The organism is Plantibacter sp. (genome assembly GCF_059073635.1).
On sequence record NZ_JCACOF010000007.1, the window covers coordinates 207,890 to 223,826 of the forward strand.

14 protein-coding genes are annotated in these 15,937 nt (G+C 70.5%); 7 read left to right on the forward strand and 7 right to left on the reverse strand.

Going from position 1 to position 15,937, the window contains the following annotated elements; all coding sequences use genetic code 11:
• Positions 1 to 46 precede the first annotated feature (46 nt).
• Entirely contained in the window at positions 47 to 700 is a 654-nt protein-coding gene (locus AC5JOC_RS06245; protein ID WP_079705384.1) for a ScbR family autoregulator-binding transcription factor, read from the forward strand.
• A gap of 216 nt (positions 701 to 916) precedes the next feature.
• Here the strand turns inward: AC5JOC_RS06245 and AC5JOC_RS06250 are convergent, their stop codons facing one another.
• Both AC5JOC_RS06250 and AC5JOC_RS06255 read right to left on the reverse strand, forming a co-directional pair.
• Positions 917 to 1,588 carry a response regulator gene (locus tag AC5JOC_RS06250; protein WP_202937981.1) on the reverse strand — a complete coding sequence of 224 codons (672 nt, stop codon included), beginning with the start codon at positions 1,586 to 1,588 and terminating at the stop codon, positions 917 to 919.
• Complete coding sequence (locus AC5JOC_RS06255; RefSeq protein WP_494245800.1) at positions 1,588 to 3,327, reverse strand: sensor histidine kinase; 1,740 nt, start codon at positions 3,325 to 3,327, stop codon at positions 1,588 to 1,590. The genes AC5JOC_RS06250 and AC5JOC_RS06255 overlap by 1 nt, the downstream gene beginning before the upstream one ends.
• A gap of 228 nt (positions 3,328 to 3,555) precedes the next feature.
• On the opposite strand from AC5JOC_RS06255, the gene AC5JOC_RS06260 reads away from it, so the two are divergent.
• A complete protein-coding gene (locus tag AC5JOC_RS06260) occupies positions 3,556 to 4,980 on the forward strand; it encodes a CitMHS family transporter (protein WP_124768902.1) in 1,425 nt (474 codons plus the stop codon).
• Between the two features lie 19 nt (positions 4,981 to 4,999).
• Here AC5JOC_RS06260 and AC5JOC_RS06265 read toward each other — a convergent pair whose 3' ends face one another.
• A complete protein-coding gene (locus tag AC5JOC_RS06265) occupies positions 5,000 to 5,497 on the reverse strand; it encodes a LysM peptidoglycan-binding domain-containing protein (RefSeq protein WP_159878082.1) in 498 nt (165 codons plus the stop codon).
• Positions 5,498 to 5,661: 164 nt separating this feature from the next.
• Between AC5JOC_RS06265 and AC5JOC_RS06270 the strand changes: the two genes are divergently transcribed.
• The gene (locus tag AC5JOC_RS06270) at positions 5,662 to 6,696 is read left to right on the forward strand and encodes a Gfo/Idh/MocA family protein (RefSeq protein ID WP_085510392.1); all 1,035 of its coding nucleotides are present in this window, start codon (positions 5,662 to 5,664) and stop codon (positions 6,694 to 6,696) included.
• Here AC5JOC_RS06270 and AC5JOC_RS06275 read toward each other — a convergent pair.
• Positions 6,659 to 7,861 carry a glycosyltransferase family 4 protein gene (locus AC5JOC_RS06275; protein WP_494245803.1) on the reverse strand — a complete coding sequence of 401 codons (1,203 nt, stop codon included), beginning with the start codon at positions 7,859 to 7,861 and terminating at the stop codon, positions 6,659 to 6,661. The two genes, AC5JOC_RS06270 and AC5JOC_RS06275, sit on opposite strands and share 38 nt — an antisense overlap.
• Before the next feature lie 116 nt (positions 7,862 to 7,977).
• Here AC5JOC_RS06275 and AC5JOC_RS06280 point away from each other — a divergent pair, with 116 nt between their 5' ends.
• The 3 genes from AC5JOC_RS06280 (at position 7,978) to AC5JOC_RS06290 (ending at position 13,261) form a co-directional block, all read left to right on the forward strand.
• Entirely contained in the window at positions 7,978 to 9,192 is a 1,215-nt protein-coding gene (locus tag AC5JOC_RS06280; RefSeq protein ID WP_124768906.1) for an ROK family transcriptional regulator, read from the forward strand.
• A gap of 99 nt (positions 9,193 to 9,291) precedes the next feature.
• The gene (locus AC5JOC_RS06285; RefSeq protein ID WP_202937979.1) at positions 9,292 to 13,029 is read left to right on the forward strand and encodes an AAA family ATPase; all 3,738 of its coding nucleotides are present in this window, start codon (positions 9,292 to 9,294) and stop codon (positions 13,027 to 13,029) included.
• Positions 13,030 to 13,045: 16 nt separating this feature from the next.
• Positions 13,046 to 13,261, forward strand: coding sequence for a hypothetical protein (locus AC5JOC_RS06290; protein WP_079705393.1), 216 nt, complete (start codon positions 13,046 to 13,048; stop codon positions 13,259 to 13,261).
• A 36-nt stretch (positions 13,262 to 13,297) separates the two neighbouring features.
• Here the strand turns inward: AC5JOC_RS06290 and mscL are convergent, their stop codons facing one another.
• From mscL to AC5JOC_RS06305, 3 genes are read right to left on the reverse strand one after another with little or no spacing between them, the layout of a single operon-like run.
• Positions 13,298 to 13,747 carry a large conductance mechanosensitive channel protein MscL gene (mscL, locus tag AC5JOC_RS06295; RefSeq protein ID WP_494245805.1) on the reverse strand — a complete coding sequence of 150 codons (450 nt, stop codon included), beginning with the start codon at positions 13,745 to 13,747 and terminating at the stop codon, positions 13,298 to 13,300.
• Between the two features lie 45 nt (positions 13,748 to 13,792).
• Positions 13,793 to 14,149, reverse strand: a complete 357-nt coding sequence (locus AC5JOC_RS06300) for an FmdB family zinc ribbon protein (RefSeq protein ID WP_494245807.1) — start codon at positions 14,147 to 14,149, stop codon at positions 13,793 to 13,795.
• A 32-nt stretch (positions 14,150 to 14,181) separates the two neighbouring features.
• The gene (locus AC5JOC_RS06305; RefSeq protein WP_085511023.1) at positions 14,182 to 14,781 is read right to left on the reverse strand and encodes a 5-formyltetrahydrofolate cyclo-ligase; all 600 of its coding nucleotides are present in this window, start codon (positions 14,779 to 14,781) and stop codon (positions 14,182 to 14,184) included.
• 153 nt (positions 14,782 to 14,934) lie between these two features.
• Between AC5JOC_RS06305 and galU the strand changes: the two genes are divergently transcribed.
• Positions 14,935 to 15,828 (forward strand): UTP--glucose-1-phosphate uridylyltransferase GalU, encoded by an 894-nt coding sequence (gene galU, locus AC5JOC_RS06310; protein ID WP_079001930.1) that lies wholly within the window; start codon positions 14,935 to 14,937, stop codon positions 15,826 to 15,828.
• Positions 15,829 to 15,937: the final 109 nt, after the last annotated feature.

A 15,937-nucleotide genomic window follows, 5' to 3' on the forward strand; every position in this document is an offset into this window, starting at 1 on the left:
GTACGCTTATCCCTGAATCGGGGGATGACAGAAGCAGGAAACGCACATGCCCGAACGACGACCACAGCAGCAACGAGGTCATGAACGACGCCAGACCGTCGTCGAAGGTGCCGCCCGCATGTTCGACCGGGTCGGCTACGGACAGGCGAGCCTGTCGGACATCGCCCGCGAGGCGGGGACGACGCAGGGCTCGCTCTACTTCTACTTCCCCTCGAAAGAGGAACTGGCGATCGCCGTCATCAACGAGCAGAGCACGCGCTCGATCGCTGCGTTGACCGCGCCGACCACCGCGCCCTCGCCGTTCGGTGGGCTGGTCCAGGCCTCCCGCCTCATCACCGAGCAACTGCTCACCGACCCCATCACGCGCGCCGGCCTGCGGCTGTCCCTCGAGCAGGGCGTCATCCAGGCTCCGACGACCGCGTTCCACGAGCAGTGGATCGCGAGCGTCGAGGAGCGGGTGCAGGCCTCGATCGAGCTCGGTGAGCTGCAGTCTCCGCTCGAGCCGGCGGAACTGGCGAGGTCCTTCGTCGCGTTCTTCACCGGGACGCAGCTCATCTCGAACCTGCTGGCCGGCCGGACCGACCTCCTCAACGCGGTCGACACCATGTGGCGGATCCTCATCGCGGCGGTCATCGTCGCGGATCGCCAGGCCGAGGTGCTCGCCGTCCTCGACGCCGCCTTCGACGCGCAGGACGCCTGAGCGGTCGGGTGCACGTTAGGGGGTAGCCCTGACGCATGCGCCGTGAGGTCACCCTAAACTGAATCGGGTGATTAACTCACTTTGCTGATCGTCGTGCGACGACGGATGGATCACGGTGTGCGGGGGCATTCCGCGTTCCATCGGCGAAGAGTTGGTTCACGTGCCGGGCTGGGCGATGTCGTGGGGGGATCGCCCAGCCGACGGCGTGTGGACGCCTCAGCGGCCGACGCCTGGCGGCGCGTACCGGTGCTCTGGACGCCCGGTGGTCCCGTACCGCAGCTGCGTCGTCAGGAGCCCTCGGGCGGCCAGCGCGGAGAGATACCGTTGCGCCGTCGCGCGTGAGACGCCGACCAGCTCGGCCACCTCGGCGGCCGAGCGCTCTCCGTCCGCCTCCGACACCGCTTCGAGGACTGCCGTCTCCGTCGCGGATCTCGACCGGGTCGTCGCCCCGGCGTCGCCGGAGTGCAGGATGCGCAGGGCGCGCTCGATCCTCTCCTGGTCGGCGTTCACCGCCTCGTCGAGGACGTTGCGGAAGCGGGCGTAGGCGGCGAGCCGGTCCTGGAGCACCTGGGGCGCGAACGGCTTCACCAGATACCCGAGGGCTCCCGCACGAAGCGCTCGGCGCACGGACGCACCGTCCGACGCTGCGGAGACGACGATGGTGTCGATCGGGAGGTCCACGAGGAGCTCGAGCCCGTTCCGATCGGGAAGGTAGCCGTCGAGGAGCACGAGGTCGGGCGGCTCGGCGGCGATGGTCCGTGCGGCCTCGGCAGCAGACCCGACAGGACTGAGCGCACGGAACCCGTCGACCTCGTCGACGATCCGGCAGTGTAGGCGGGCGACGTGGAAGTCGTCGTCGACGACCAGCACGGTGAGATCGGCCGCCATCATCCGTCTCCCGCCATGGACGGCGCCGGTACGACCGTCCCGGGGAGCCGCGCGCAGAAGACCGCTCCGTGTTCGCCGCGGACGCCGGGAGACGCCAACCAGACGTCCCCGCCTCGACGACGGGCGATGTCGCGTGAGAGGGGCAGACCGAACCCGTGGCCGTGGACGTCGTCCAGATCGCCGTGGTCGCTGGTCGGGGAGGCGGGTGGAGCGTCGTCCTGGCCGGTCGCCACGACGCCGTCGCCCGAGTCCATCACGGAGCAGTGCAGCTCGGTGCCGTGGTCGAGGACCTCGACCTCCACCCAGGCCGGTCGGACCCGGCCCGCGACGGCCGCGTTCACCGCATTGTCGAGCAGGTTGCCGAGGACGGTGGTCACGTCCTCAGGATCGCACAGGGAGCCGGTGACGAGGGTCTCGGAGCCGATGGTCACGAGCACCCCGCGTTCCGCGGCTTCGACGCCCTTCGCGCCGAGGAAGGCCTGGAGGTAGGGCTCGGTGAGTCGGTCCGCGTGTTGCACCGGGTACTTCAGCGGTCCATGGTCGAGCACGTTGGCGAGATAGTCGCGGGCCTCGGCGTCCTGCCCGGTCTCGAGGAGTCCGGAGATCGCGTGCAACCGGTTCGCGAACTCGTGCCGCTGCGCGCGGAGGGCGGTCGTCATCGTCGCGACCGCGTCGAGCCGCCGGGTGAGCGCCTCGACGTCGGTACGGTCGCGGACGACGACCACCCGCCCGAGGTCGACGCCGTCCTGGGACACGGGCCGGACGTCGACGAACAGGACGCGGGACCCGACGACGAGCTGGGCCGAGGTCGGCGATGCGGCGTCGTCCACGACGAGGTCCACCAGTGGATCGGGCAGGTCGAGGTCGTCGAACCGGCGCCCGACGACCGACCCGATGTCGAGGAGCCTGGCCGCCTGATCGGTGCACACCGTCACGACGCCGTCCGGCGAGACACCGAGGACGCCTTCGCCGACCCCGCCGAGGACGGCAGCCTGGTTCTGCACGAGCGCGGCGAGTTCCTCCGGTCCGAGGCCGAGGGTCAGCCGCCGCAGCCGGCGCCGGATGAGCATCGAAGCGACCAGGCCGATCGTCAGCGCGAGGAGCGCTGCGCCCGCGACCAGCATGGTCTCGCCCACGACGTCGGCGAACACGCGCTGCGGGGCGAACCCGACGCTGATCTCGCCGACGACCTCGCCGGCGCCGGACGAGACCACGGCCCCACCGGTGTCGGAGGACTCGGCGGCGAAGACGGGCACCTTGGCGCGCGCGGACGGGCCGAGGGTGCCGGTCTCCCACGAGACCGACTCCGTACCGGCCAAGGCCGCTTCCGCGCTGGTGCTCACCCGGAGCCCGAGCTGGTCGGGGTCGGGGTGCGCCAGACGGATCCCGCGCTCGTCGGTGATGACCACGAAGAGCGCCCCGGTCCGTGCGCCGACCTCACGGCCGAGCTCCTGCAGGGGGCCGGTCCGGAGGTCGGCCGCCGTCGGCGTCCCCGGGGTACGTGCCTCGAGCGTCACGGCGGTGCGGACGTCGGGATCGCTCGCGACACTCTGGGCGATCGCGAGGGCGGTGGACTGGGCCTCCTGCACGAGGCGCTCGCTGCTCATCCAGGCGAACACGCCCGTGCACACGGCGACGACCGCGATGACGACGACCAGCTGCAGCACGAGCACCTGCGCCGCGAAGCTGGAGCGCCCGCCCCGTCGTCGACCTGGCCGCTCCGCTTCGTCGCCGATCATGGCTCCGATCGTACGTCGCCGGGGCGATGGGCGGCGTCGACCGCGTGATGAGCAGAATGCGCAGAAGGTGGTGTAACCCGCAGATCCGAGCCGAACGCCCACAAGCGAGACAGCTCCGTGCCGCTCCCGTACGGTTCCGGGAACGCCCGCCGCGCTCGGTCCATCGCCCGTGTCGCCGCGCGGCGTCCCGTCGTGCACACCGCGGTGCACGCAGACGAAGGAGTCGACATGCTGGTCATTCTCGGATTCGCGATGATCCTCACCTTCATGGTGCTGATCATGACGAAGCGCCTCACCCCGATGGTGGCGCTCATCATCGTCCCCACGGTCTTCGGGCTGTTCGCCGGCGCCGGACTCGGGCTCGGCGACATGGTCATCGAGGCGATCGGCAGCCTCGCTCCGACCGCCGCCCTGTTGATGTTCGCGATCATGTACTTCGGGATCATGATCGACGTCGGGCTCTTCGACCCGCTCGTCCGGTTCATCGTCCGTGCGCTGGGCAATGACCCGGCGAAGATCGTCGTCGGTACGGCGCTCCTGGCGGGCGCGGTGTCACTCGACGGCGACGGGTCGACGACCTTCATCGTGACGACCGCCGCGATGCTGCCGATCTACCTGCGGCTCGGCATGAACCCGGTCGTCCTCACCTGCGTCGCCGGGCTCGCGAACGGCACGCTCAACATCGTCCCGTGGGGTGGGCCGACCGTCCGAGCCGCCTCGGCCCTGGGCGTCTCGCCGACCGAGATCTTCGTCCCGATGCTGCCGTCGCTCGCCGCCGGCCTCGTCCTCGTGTTCGCCTTCGCCTGGTTCCTGGGACTGGGGGAGCGCAAGCGCCTCGCGGGCGTCGACCTCCTCGGCGACGGCGCCTCCGGCGTCGCCGCACCGGGTTCGGGTTCCGGGCCCGCCGACCACCCGCTCACCGGCGGCATGTCGACGACCTTCTCGACCAGTGCCCGTGGGCGCCTCGCGACCCTCGTCCGCCCTGACGACACGGCCATGGCCGACACGATGCTCGACCCCGAGCGCGACACCCTGCGCCCGCGACTCATCTGGGTCAACCTCGTGCTCACGGTCGCGGTCATGACGCTGCTCGTGCTCGACCTCGTGCCGTTGCCCTACGTGTTCATGGTCGGCACCGCCATCGCCCTCCTGGTGAACTTCCCGCGGCTCGCGCAGCAGTCCAAGGAGATCGTCGCCCACGCCCCGAGCATCGTCGGCGTCGTCTCGATGGTGCTCGCGGCCGGTGTGCTGATCGGCGTCCTCAACGGGACCGGCATGGTCACCGCGATGGCCGATTGGATCGTCGACATCATCCCGACGGAGCTCGGTCCGTTCCTCGCGGTCATCACCGGGGTGCTCAGCATCCCGATGACGTTCTTCATGAGCAACGACGCGTTCTACTTCGGCATCCTGCCGGTGCTGGCCGAGAGCGCCTCGACCTTCGGCATCGAACCGGTCGAGATGGCGCGGGCGTCGATCACCGGTCAGCCGGTCCACCTGCAGAGCCCGCTCGTGCCGGCCATCCTCCTGCTCGTCTCGCTCGCCAGCGTGAACCTCGGCGACCACCACAAGAAGGTCCTGTGGCGCGCCGCGATCGTCTCGCTCGTGATGCTCGTCGTCGGCGTGCTCGTGGGCACCATCCCGTTCGGCTGACACCGGCGGGCGCCGAGGCTCAACGCGTGGTCGTCCAGTCGAGGTTGACGATGTCGCCGATGTAGATGTCGAGTCCGAAGCCGGGGATCGACGGGTTCATGCGGAGCAACTGCTGCTGCGGCAGGTCGAAGCGCTGCGCGATGTCGAAGAACACGTCGCCGGCGACCACCGTGTAACTGATCGGATTGCCATCGGCGTCCGAGACGACCGGGCCGAGCGCACCGTCCCTCGGCCCGAGGTCGAACGCGGGGCCCTCCGGAATCGGTTCCGCCGGTTCCGCCGGCGCGTTCGGCACGATCGGCGCCGGTTCAGGAGGCAGCGCGTCGCGCGCAGTGGAGGTGGGCACCGGGGCGACCGAGGGCGACGGGTCCGGCTGCTGGGTGACGACGACCGTCACCGGAGGCGGGGCCGGCTCCGAGACGCAGCCGCTGAGGGCGAGGAGACCGACGACACCGATCGCGAGGGTCCGGACGTGCGACAGCGCACGTCGACGTCCGGTCGATTCCTTCGGCCCCACAACGCATCCCCCCAGGATGGACCGGGCCCTCAGCGCGGTCGGCGGGGCTCGGTCGAACCCTCAGCCTACGGCGAGGCGCCGCGAGTCCGAGCAGGGCTACCCCCGAAATCCCGAGCGCCGGAGGCCCTCCAGTAGGCTGCTGGAACGCGCATCGAAGGAGAGCCATGACGGAGCAGGACATCGACCGGACCGGAACGGGAACCCCAGCGGCAGGCCCGTCCACCGGCTTGCGATGGGGCATCCTCGGCCCCGCCGGCGTCGCGAAGAGCTTCACCGCCGACCTCCGACGGCACGGCTTCGACGTCCGGGCCGTCGCCTCGCGATCCGCCGAGACCGCAGCCGCGTTCGCCGCAGAGTTCGACATCCCGAACGTCCACGTGGGGTACGAGGCGCTCGCCGCCGACCCCGAGGTCGACGTGATCTACATCGCGACCCCGCACCCGTTCCACGCCGAGCAGGCGGTGCTGGCGCTCGACGCCGGGAAGCATGTCCTCATCGAGAAGCCCTTCACCCTCAACGCCGCCGAGGCGCAGGCAGTCGTGGCGCTCGCCGCGGAGCGCGGTCTGGTCGTCCTCGAGGCGATGTGGACCCGGTTCCTCCCGCACATGGTCCGGCTCCGCGAGCTGCTTGCCGACGGCGTCATCGGGCAGCCGCGCAGCCTCGTCGCCGATCACACCCAGCTGCTCTCGGACGACCCGGAGCACCGCATGAACAACCTCGAGCTGGGCGGCGGCGCGCTGCTCGACCTCGGCGTGTACCCGGTCTCCTTCGCGTCGTCGGTCTTCGGGACCCCGACGACGATCCAGGCCACGGCCGCGCTCCGCGACACGGGGGCGGACATGCAGGTCGCGACCCTCTTCGGCTACGCGGACGGCCAGGTGGCGAACACCCTGTCGGCGAGCAACACCGTCGGCCCGAACCGCGCGGCCATCGTGGGGACCGACGGCTGGATCGAGTTCGACCGCGTCTGGTACACGGCGACGACCTTCCGGGTGTTCGGCACCGACGGCGAGGTCGTGGAGACCTACCGTTCCGAAGTGGACGGCCGTGGGATGCACTTCCAGGCGTGGGAGCTCGAACGGCTCGCCTCCGAGGGCCGGCTCTCCGGCGACATCATGCCGCTCGCCGAGACGGTCGCGATCATGGAGACCCTCGACGAGGTCAGGCGTCAGATCGGCGTCCGGTACCCGGGCGAGTGACCCGAGGCACCTGAACGCGCGGGTCGAGACCGCTCCGCCGTGCCCGAGCGCCCTCGTGCAACTCGATGGCGTCACTGTAGTGCCCGATCAGCGCGCTGCTGACGCTCTTCCAGCTGCGCGGCAGGACGCCTGCCCGAGCCGCGGCACCGAACGCCGCCCGCTTCACCTCGTCGCCCACGAGGTCCTGGACGAACCCGCGCAGCTGGTCGAGCCTGCCGGGTTCGTAGAGCCACCCGGTGCGGCTGGAGTCCACGAGGTCGACCGGCCCACCTCGACCGGTCGCGACGACGGGTACGCCAGAGGCCATCGCCTCCTGGATGGTCTGGCAGAAGGTCTCCGACTCGCCGGGGTGGACGAACACGTCCAGTCCCGCCATCGCGACCGCCAGCTCCTCGCCGCCCAGGAATCCGGTGAAGACCGCGTTCGGCAGCCGCTGTTCGAGTGAGGCACGCAGTGGCCCCTCGCCGACGATGACGAGCTTGACGCCCGGGAGCCCACCGAGCACCGCGAGGTCCTCGACCTGCTTCTCGGCCGCGAGCCGACCGACGTAGCCCACGATCCGTTCGCCGCCGGGAGCGACGGAACGACGCCAGGCTTCGCTGCGCCGCTCCGGGGAGAACCGCACGGCGTCGACGCCGCGCACCCACAGGCGGACCCGCGGGATGGCGTGCGCCTCCAGCTGAGCGATCGACTGCCGTGACGGCGCGAGCGTGAGCGTCGACCGGCCGTGGAGGCGCTCGACGTGCTGCCACAGCAACGCTTCGGCGACCGGGAACCCGTACCGTCCGGCGTAGGCCGGGATGTCGGTCTGGTACACGGCGACGGTCGGGACGCCCAGGCGCTCGGCGGCCTGGACACCGCGCCAGCCGAGGACGAACGGCGAGGCCAGGTGCACCACGTCGGGGCGGAAGCCGCGGAGGAGCTCGGTGATCCGGCCGACTCCGCCGGCGGCGACCCGCACGTTCCGGTAGCGGGGGAGCGGGATCGACGGGACGCCGTCCACCCGGAAGCCCTCGTGGAGCCGTGGCGTCGAGGCTCCGGCGCCGGGGGCGATGACGAGCACCTCGTCCCCTCGGTCCGCGAAGTGCTCCATGATGCGGAGCAGGGAGTGGGTGACGCCGTTCATCTGCGGCAGGAACGACTCGGTCACGATTGCGATCCTCACACCCATGATGCTCCGCGTCGTACGGGTCGCAGCGGTGCCCGGCGGGCGACGTGTCGGTGACCATCGGGTGACATCGCGGTGCCGCACGATGAGGCGCAGCCTGCTTTACTTATCGCATGAGTGCTGGTGGATTCGGAAGCGGCGGCGGGATCGCGTCGGAGCGGATCGAATCCTTCTCGTACACCCCGGCGCGGCGGCTCCGGCCGAACGCGAAGGTCCTGCCGGAACACGCCCGTGGTCATAACCGGGCGCTCGTCCTCCAGACCCTCTTCGCCAGCGGTGCCATGAGTCGGGCCGACATCGCCCGCGCCACCGGCCTGACCCGGGTGAGCATCTCCGACCTCGTCGCCTCGCTCATCGCGGACAACCTCATCGTCGAGGTCGGCCTCCGCGAGACCTCTCGCCCGGGCAAGCCCGCCACGCTCATCGACATCAACCGCGACGAGTTCCAGATCGTCGGCCTCGACCTCTCCGACACCGAGGTGTTCAGAGGTGCTGTGCTGACCCTCGACGGCGAGGTCGTGACGATGCTCGAGGTGCCGCTCGACGGCGCCACGGGGACGGACGCGATCGCGAAGGCCGTCGCGCTCGCCGCAGACCTCGTCGAGGAGGCGACGGTCGAGGTGCTGGGCATCGGGGTCGGTTCGCCCGGCGTCGTCGACATGACCGGCACGGTCCGCAGCGCCCCGAACCTCGGCTGGACCGACGTCGACCTCCAGGGGGCGATCGAGCAGGTCGCCCAGGTGCCGGTCCTCGTCGCGAACGACGCCAACGCCGCGGTGCTCGCGGAGTACAGCTTCGGCGGGGCGGACGGCGACCTCATGCTCGTGAGCGTCGGGAACGGCGTCGGGGCGGGGCTGCTCGTGGGCGGCCATCCGCTCTTCGGGAGCCGGTTCGCCGCCGGTGAGATCGGCCACGTGGTCGTCGGCACCGACGGCGGGCCGCTGTGCGCCTGCGGGAAGCGGGGGTGTCTCGAGGCCTGGCTGGCCGTGCCGCACCTGCGCGAGCTCCTCGCGGCGGCCGAGGCGAGCGATCTTCCCGCCGCGGAGGTCGAGCAGCGTCGCGAGGAGATCCTGCGCGCGGCAGGGGAGCGCCTCGGTGTCTCGCTCGCCGCGATCGTCGGTGCGCTGAACCTGTCGGAGATCGTGGTGAGCGGCCCGGAGGAGTTGCTCGCCGGCGTGCTCCTCGACGCGGCGATCGAGACCGTGCGGGCGCGCACGATGACCGAGTTCCACGGCGGCGTGCAGATCCGGATGAGCGAGCAGGGCGCCGACATCGTCCTGCGCGGCACCGCGGTGATGGTGCTCTCCGGCCTCCTCGGCGTCTCCTGACCCTCGGACGACGCGCGCGTCGCACATTTCCTCGGCGGACTCGGCGAAAAACCGCACCGCTTCCCGGTGTTTCCACTACCGGGCACGTATGGTGCAAGTGTGTGGCGGCTAGAGAAGAGACGGGATGACGGCGACGTGACGTCCGGAGTCGAACGGGAAGCAGCGGAGGCGCAACTCCGCGAGGGTCCCGTGGCGGCATCGGCAGGCGTGGTCGACACGGCGCTGCACGCCTGGCGTCAGCAGCTCAGCACGGTCGGCGGCCCATCGCCGCTGCTCCACTTCGTGGACGCCCCGACGACCCGGGTGGAGCTCAGCTCGACGCATCCCGGTGGTCTGCCGCAGTTCATCTCGGGCAAGTCGACGCTGCTGTCGAACCTCATCCGCGACGAGATCGCGCTCCGCGGTGCGAAGCGCGCCGCCGACCGCATCACGACGAAGGGCATCGAGCTCTCCACCGTCCGCGGCATCGACGCCGTCCACCTCGCCGTCGGTCTCGCCCAGTGGACGCATCAGGGTGAGGACTTCAGCGCGCCGGTCCTGCTCCGGCCGCTGGCCATCCGCCGGTACGGTCGCGACTACGAGGTCAAGCTGCGCGGCGCCACGACCGCGAACCCGGAACTCGTCCGCGCCCTCCGCGAGCAGTTCGGCATCGTCCTCGATCCCGACGAGTTCGTCGCGCTGAGTGAATCGGGCGGGGTCTTCAAGCCGCAGCCCGTCATCGACCGCCTCCGCTCGCTCGCCGCCGGGCTCGAGTGGTTCACCGTCCAGCCGCGTCTGCTCGTCTCCTCGTTCGCCGCCGTCGGTCACTCCCTGCTCGACGACGCCGCCAAGCTCGACCACCCGATCCTCGACGCCGTCGCCGGCGACGAGGGTGCGGTCGGCCTCGTGCGCAGCAGCTTCACGCCCGTCGACGCGCCGGGCCAGGACGACCGCCCGCCGTCGACCGACACCCTCCTGCTCGACGCGGACGTCGAGCAGGAGAACGTCATCGCGCAGATCGGTGCCGGCAACTCGCTCGTCGTCACGACGCTTCCGGGCACGGGCGGCACGCAGACCATCGTGAACGCGATCGGCGTGCTCGCGTCGCAGCACAAGCGCGTCCTCGTCGTCAGCCCCCGCCGCTCCACGCTCGAGGGCATCCGCCACCGCCTGACCAAGGTCGGTCTGCCCGGTCTGTGCGCGTCGCCGTCGACCCTCCGCCGCGACCTCATCCAGGCGATCACGCGCAACGAGCGCGCGATCCCGCCGCAGGTCGGCGAGGTCGACGACGCACTCGTCCGGCTGCGTCGGGTCCTCATCGACTACCGCACCTCGCTGCAGGCGAAGGACCCGGACCTGCGGGTCTCGGTCATCGAAGCGCTCGAAGCACTCTCGAAGCTCTCCAAGCTGCCGCACCCTCCGGGAACCCTGGTCCGGCTCGACCGCCAGACGCTCGTCGGGCTCGCCGCAGGCCGCTCCCGCGCGGCGGAGGCGCTCGAAGGCGCGGCCGCCCTCGGCGAGTTCCGCTACGGTCCGGGCGACTCGCCCTGGTACGGCGCGTCGTTCGACACGACCGCGGAAGCCCAAGAGACCCACGACCTCGCCAAGCGCCTGCACCGTAAGGACCTGCCGCAGCTCCTGGAGCGCGCGTACGGCCTCATCGGGCAGACGCAGATGCGGCCGTTCGAGTCCATCGACGAGCTGGGCATCTACCTGCGACTCCTCGCGGACATCCGGGAGACGCTCGACCGCTTCCAGCCCGACGTCTTCGACCGGTCGCTCGCCGACCTGATCGTCGCGACGAGCCCGCGGAAGGACTCCGCCGCGATGTCGTCGGCGAGCCGCCGGCGACTCAAGGCCCTGGCCAAGGAGTACCTGCGGCCCGGCGCACACGTGCCCGACATGAACGCCGCCCTCCGTCGGATCCAGCAGCAGCGCACCCTGTGGCAGCGCTACGTGACGACCGGCGCGCCGCCCGAGGTGCCGCTCGGCATCGCGGACGTCGAGCAGGCGTACCAGACGGTCGCCGCGAAGCTCGAGCTGGTCGACCAGCCGCTCGGCATCGCCGACACTCCGGACCGCCTCGGACGCCTCGCGATCCCGAGTCTCGTCCGCACGATCTCCGAGCTCGCCGCCGAGTCGGAGGTCCTCCACAACCTCCAGGAGCGCACCGCGATCCTCGCCGGCCTGCGCGAGCAGGGTCTCGGCGAGCTCATCATCGACCTCTCACAGCGGCACGTGCCGCGGACGCGCCTCGCCGACGAGCTCGAGCTCGCGTGGTGGCAGTCGATGCTCGAACTCGTGCTCACCGAGGACCGCGGTCTGCTCGGTGCGAACACGAGCGTCGTCGAGCGTCTCGAGTCCGACTTCCGGCTGGTGGACGAGGCGCACGCCTCCGCCTCCGGACAGCTCCTCGCCTCGCTGCTGGCCGACACCTGGAAGATCGGTCTCGTCGACCATGCCGCGGAAGGCATGGCGCTCCGGTCGCTCCTCAAGCGCGATCGACCGCTCCGAGCGGCCGAGCTCGAGCAGGCGGCACCCACGCTGTCCCGAGTCCTCGCTCCGGTCTGGCTCGTCTCGCCGTACGAGGTGCCTCGCATCCCCGAGAGCGCGTCCTTCGACGCCGTCTTCCTCGTCGACGCTGGAGCGACGCTCCTCGCCGAGAACGTGGACGCCATCCGTCGTGCGCGTCAGGTCGTCGCCTTCGGTGACCCGGTCACGCAGAGTCCGTCGCCCTTCGAGATCCGTCTGACGGATCAGGAGGCGACGCCCGAGCAGCACGCCGACATCGCCGAGCTGCACCGTGAGTCCGCGCTCGAACAGCTGAGCTCCGTCCTGCCGACCCTCATGCTGACGCGCTCCTACCGTGCCGGAGGCGAGGACCTCGCAGAACTCGTCAACGAGCGGTTCTACGGTGGCCAGATCGACTCCCTGCCGTGGGCGGGTTCGTTCTTGGGCCACGGCAGCCTGAGCCTCGACTACGTGCCCGGCGGGCTCGGCATGCCCGACCCGGTCACCGGAGCGGTGGAGAGTGTCGACGTCGAGGTCGAACGGGTCGTGGAACTCGTCCTCGAGCACGCCTCGAACCGCCCGAAGGAATCCCTGATGGTCGTGACCGCGAGCGACAAGCACGCGGTCCGGGTCCAGCAGGCGGTCCTCGCAGCGTTCTCCCGTCGGGCCGACCTCTCGGACTTCCTCCTGCGCGAGCGGGCGGAACCGTTCACCGTGCTGACGCTCGAGCAGTCCGTGGCCGAGAGCCGCGACCGTGTCATCTTCTCGATCGGGTACGGCCTGACGCCGCACGGGCGGGTCCTGTCCGACTTCGGCGCGCTGGGTCAGCCCGGCGGCGACCGGCTGCTCGCGGTCGGTATGACGCGCGCACGGCGGTCCATGGTGATCGTCTCGTGTGTCCGCCCCGAGGACCTCGACCAGAACCGGATCCAGCACGGCATCCTCGCGCTCGCACGCATCCTCACGGACACGTCGCGCCGCGCCTCCGAGGATCAGGCGACGCACGAGGCCGAGCCGATGCTCGTCGACCTCGCGACGCGCCTCGAGACGCTCGGGATGCGGGTCGACATGGGCTACCGCGGCAAGCTCGCCCTGGTCGCCTCGTGGGGTGGCCGAGCCGTGGTCGTCGAGTGCGACGAGGAACTGGGTGACGCGAGCCTCCGTGAATCGCTGCGGCTCCGCCCCGACGTCCTGCGCCGCCTCGGCTGGCACTACGTCCGCGTGCACAGCTTCGACCTCTTCGCCGATGCCGAGGCGGTCGCGCAGCGTGTGGCCGGTGTGCTCGGGCTCAACACGACCGAGCACCTCGACACCGCGCCGATCGCCGTGCAGGTCCCACGCCACTGATGGTCGGACACTGATCATGCAGGACGATCAGGAGCCACGGATCGTCCGTCCCCGAGGATCGAGGCGGGCGATCCGCCCCGGTGCTCCCGGGACGGATCCCGCGCCGCAGCTGCCGGCCGATCCCGTCAAGGCGGCGGAGGACACCGACGCCGCCTGGGGCGGCACCGCCAAACCCGCTGGCGGCGGTGGCAACGACGACGAGCTGCAACGCAACGTCCCGCCCCACTGGTGAGCGGGACGGGACGTCGGTGCTGCTGGACGAGCCGGACTAGCGGCCGTCGGTCGTGTCGTCGCGTGCGGGCGGCAGCGGAGCGCTCGTGCCCGTCTTCAGCACGTCGCGGATCTCGGTGAGGAGCGACAGCTCGCTCGGCGCTGCGGCCTCGTCGGCGATCGTCGGCTTCGTCGTGATGCGCTTGAAGTGGTTCATCGGCAGCACGATGACGAAGTAGACGACGGCGGCGACCAGCACGAACTGGATCGCCGCGCCGAGGAACGCACCGAACTGGAGATTCGGCCGTCGTCTCCGTCGAGCGTCGGGATCGGCGACGATGAAGGCGTCCTTCAGGCTCTCCGCCTGGAAGAGCGCCCCGAGCAGCGGGTTGAAGATGTTCTCGACGAGCGAGTTGACGATGGCGGTGAACGCGGCCCCGATCACGACGGCCACGGCCAGGTCGATCACGTTGCCGCGGAGGATGAACTCCTTGAAGCCTTTGAGCATGGGGTCTCCCTGGGGGATCGGCGATGGTGCAGGACCCTGGCTACGCTACCGGCTCAGGACGCGGCTGCTCCCGGCGGAGGCCGGTGTGGCGCTGGAGCCGGAGCCGGAGCTGGAGGAGCCGCCCGAGGAGGAGGATCCGCCCTTGGTGTCCGAGGAGGACGAGCTCGACGACCCTTCCGAGGACTTCGAGGAGGCCGGGATCGAGCTCGAGCCCTTGCCGGCACCGGCGCGGGAGTCCGTGCGGTAGAAGCCGGAGCCGTTGAACGTGACACCGACCGCGCTGAAGAGCTTGCGCAGCTTGCCGGAGCACGCCGGGCACTCGGTGAGGGAGTCGTCGGTGAAGGACTGCTGGACGTCGAAGGCGTTGCCGCACTCGGTGCAGCGGTAGGCGTAGGTGGGCACGGGGTCTCCTGGGATGTGGTGGGTCGGCGCGCTCAGCGGCGCGGTCTGACCTGGTCGAAGTCGAGGATGCGGCTCGGGGTCACGGCACCGCCGACGGGTTCGTCGTGGATCTCGCTCGGGACCTCGTCGAGGATCTCGGTGTCGTACAGCACGGCGTAGACGGGAGGGCAGCGCTCCATCGAGCCGAGCGTCTTGTCGAAGTACCCGCGACCCCAGCCCATGCGCATGCCGTGGGCGTCGACGGCGGCCGCGGGGACGAGGATGAGGTCGACGTCGTTGATCGCGATGGGACCGAGGGTGGTACCCACGACCTCGGGGGTGCCGGCGAAGCCCACCGTCTCGATGCCCTCTTCGCCGATCGTCCAGTCGAGGAGCCCGTCGGTGCGGGTGATGGGGAACAGGATGCGGATGCCCGCCTCCTGCGCCCACTGGAGGAAGGGACGGGTGTCGGGCTCGCTCGGGGAGGAGAGGTAGCAGGCGATGGAGGTCGCGCCGAAGCGGGAGACGAGGGCTCGGAGGTTGTCCGTCAGGCCGGTGGTCGAGCGCTCCTTCTCCAGGGAGGTGAGCAGCTCCCGCCGCTCACGGAGCTCGGCGCGCAGCGCTCGTTTCTCGTGTTCGGCGGGGCTCGTCATGCGACCCATTCTAAACGGCTCGTCGTCGCGCCCGGCTCGTTGCCCGACGTCCTACCCGACATCCGCCGCCTCGTCCAGGGGTTCAGGGGATTTCACCCTCGATCGAGGGGGTATTCGGCGACTTCACCGACTCCACACGATAGGTTTTCCCTCATGACCACTCGTGTTACCAAAGCAGTCATCCCCGCAGCAGGTCTCGGCACCCGGTTCCTTCCGGCGACGAAGGCCCTGCCGAAGGAGATGCTCCCCGTCGTCGACAAGCCGGCCATCCAGTACGTCGTCGAGGAGGCCGTCAGCGCCGGGCTCGCCGATGTGCTCATGATCATCGGCCGCAACAAGAACGCCCTCGCCAACCACTTCGACCGCGTGACCGAGCTCGAGCTCAACCTCGCGAAGAAGGGCGACACCCAGCGCCTCGAGAAGGTCAACGAGTCGAGTGAGCTCGCCGACATCCACTTCCTGCGCCAGGGAGACCCGAAGGGCCTCGGCCACGCCGTCCTGCGGGCCAAGCGCCACGTCGGCCACGAGCCCTTCGCCGTGCTCCTCGGCGACGACCTGATCGACGCCCGCGACGTCCTCCTCGAGCGCATGCTCGACGAGCAGGACAAGCGGAACGCGACGATCATCGCTCTCATGGAGGTCGACCCCGATTCGATCCACATGTACGGTGCAGCAGCCGTCGAGGCCACCGACGACCCCGACGTCGTCCGGGTGACCGGGCTCGTCGAGAAGCCCGCGAAGGAGGACGCCCCGTCCAACCTCGCCATCATCGGCCGCTACGTGCTGAAGCCCGAGGTGTTCGAGATCCTCGAGCGCACCGAGCCGGGCAAGGGTGGCGAGATCCAGCTGACCGACGCGCTCCAGGAGATGGCCGCCGACGTCGAAGGCACGGGCGGCGTCTACGGCGTCATCTTCCGTGGCCGTCGCTACGACACGGGCGACCGCCTCGACTACATCAAGGCGATCGTGCAGCTCGCCGTCGACCGCGAGGACCTCGGTCCCGAGCTGCGTCCGTGGCTCAAGGACTTCGCCGGGGACCTCGACTGAGTCCACCCGACGACGCACGACGCGCCCCGGGTCCGCAGCTGCGGATCTCGGGGCGCGATGCTGTCGACGACGTGGTGTCGGTGCATCGGTGAGCGCTCCACTAGGCTCA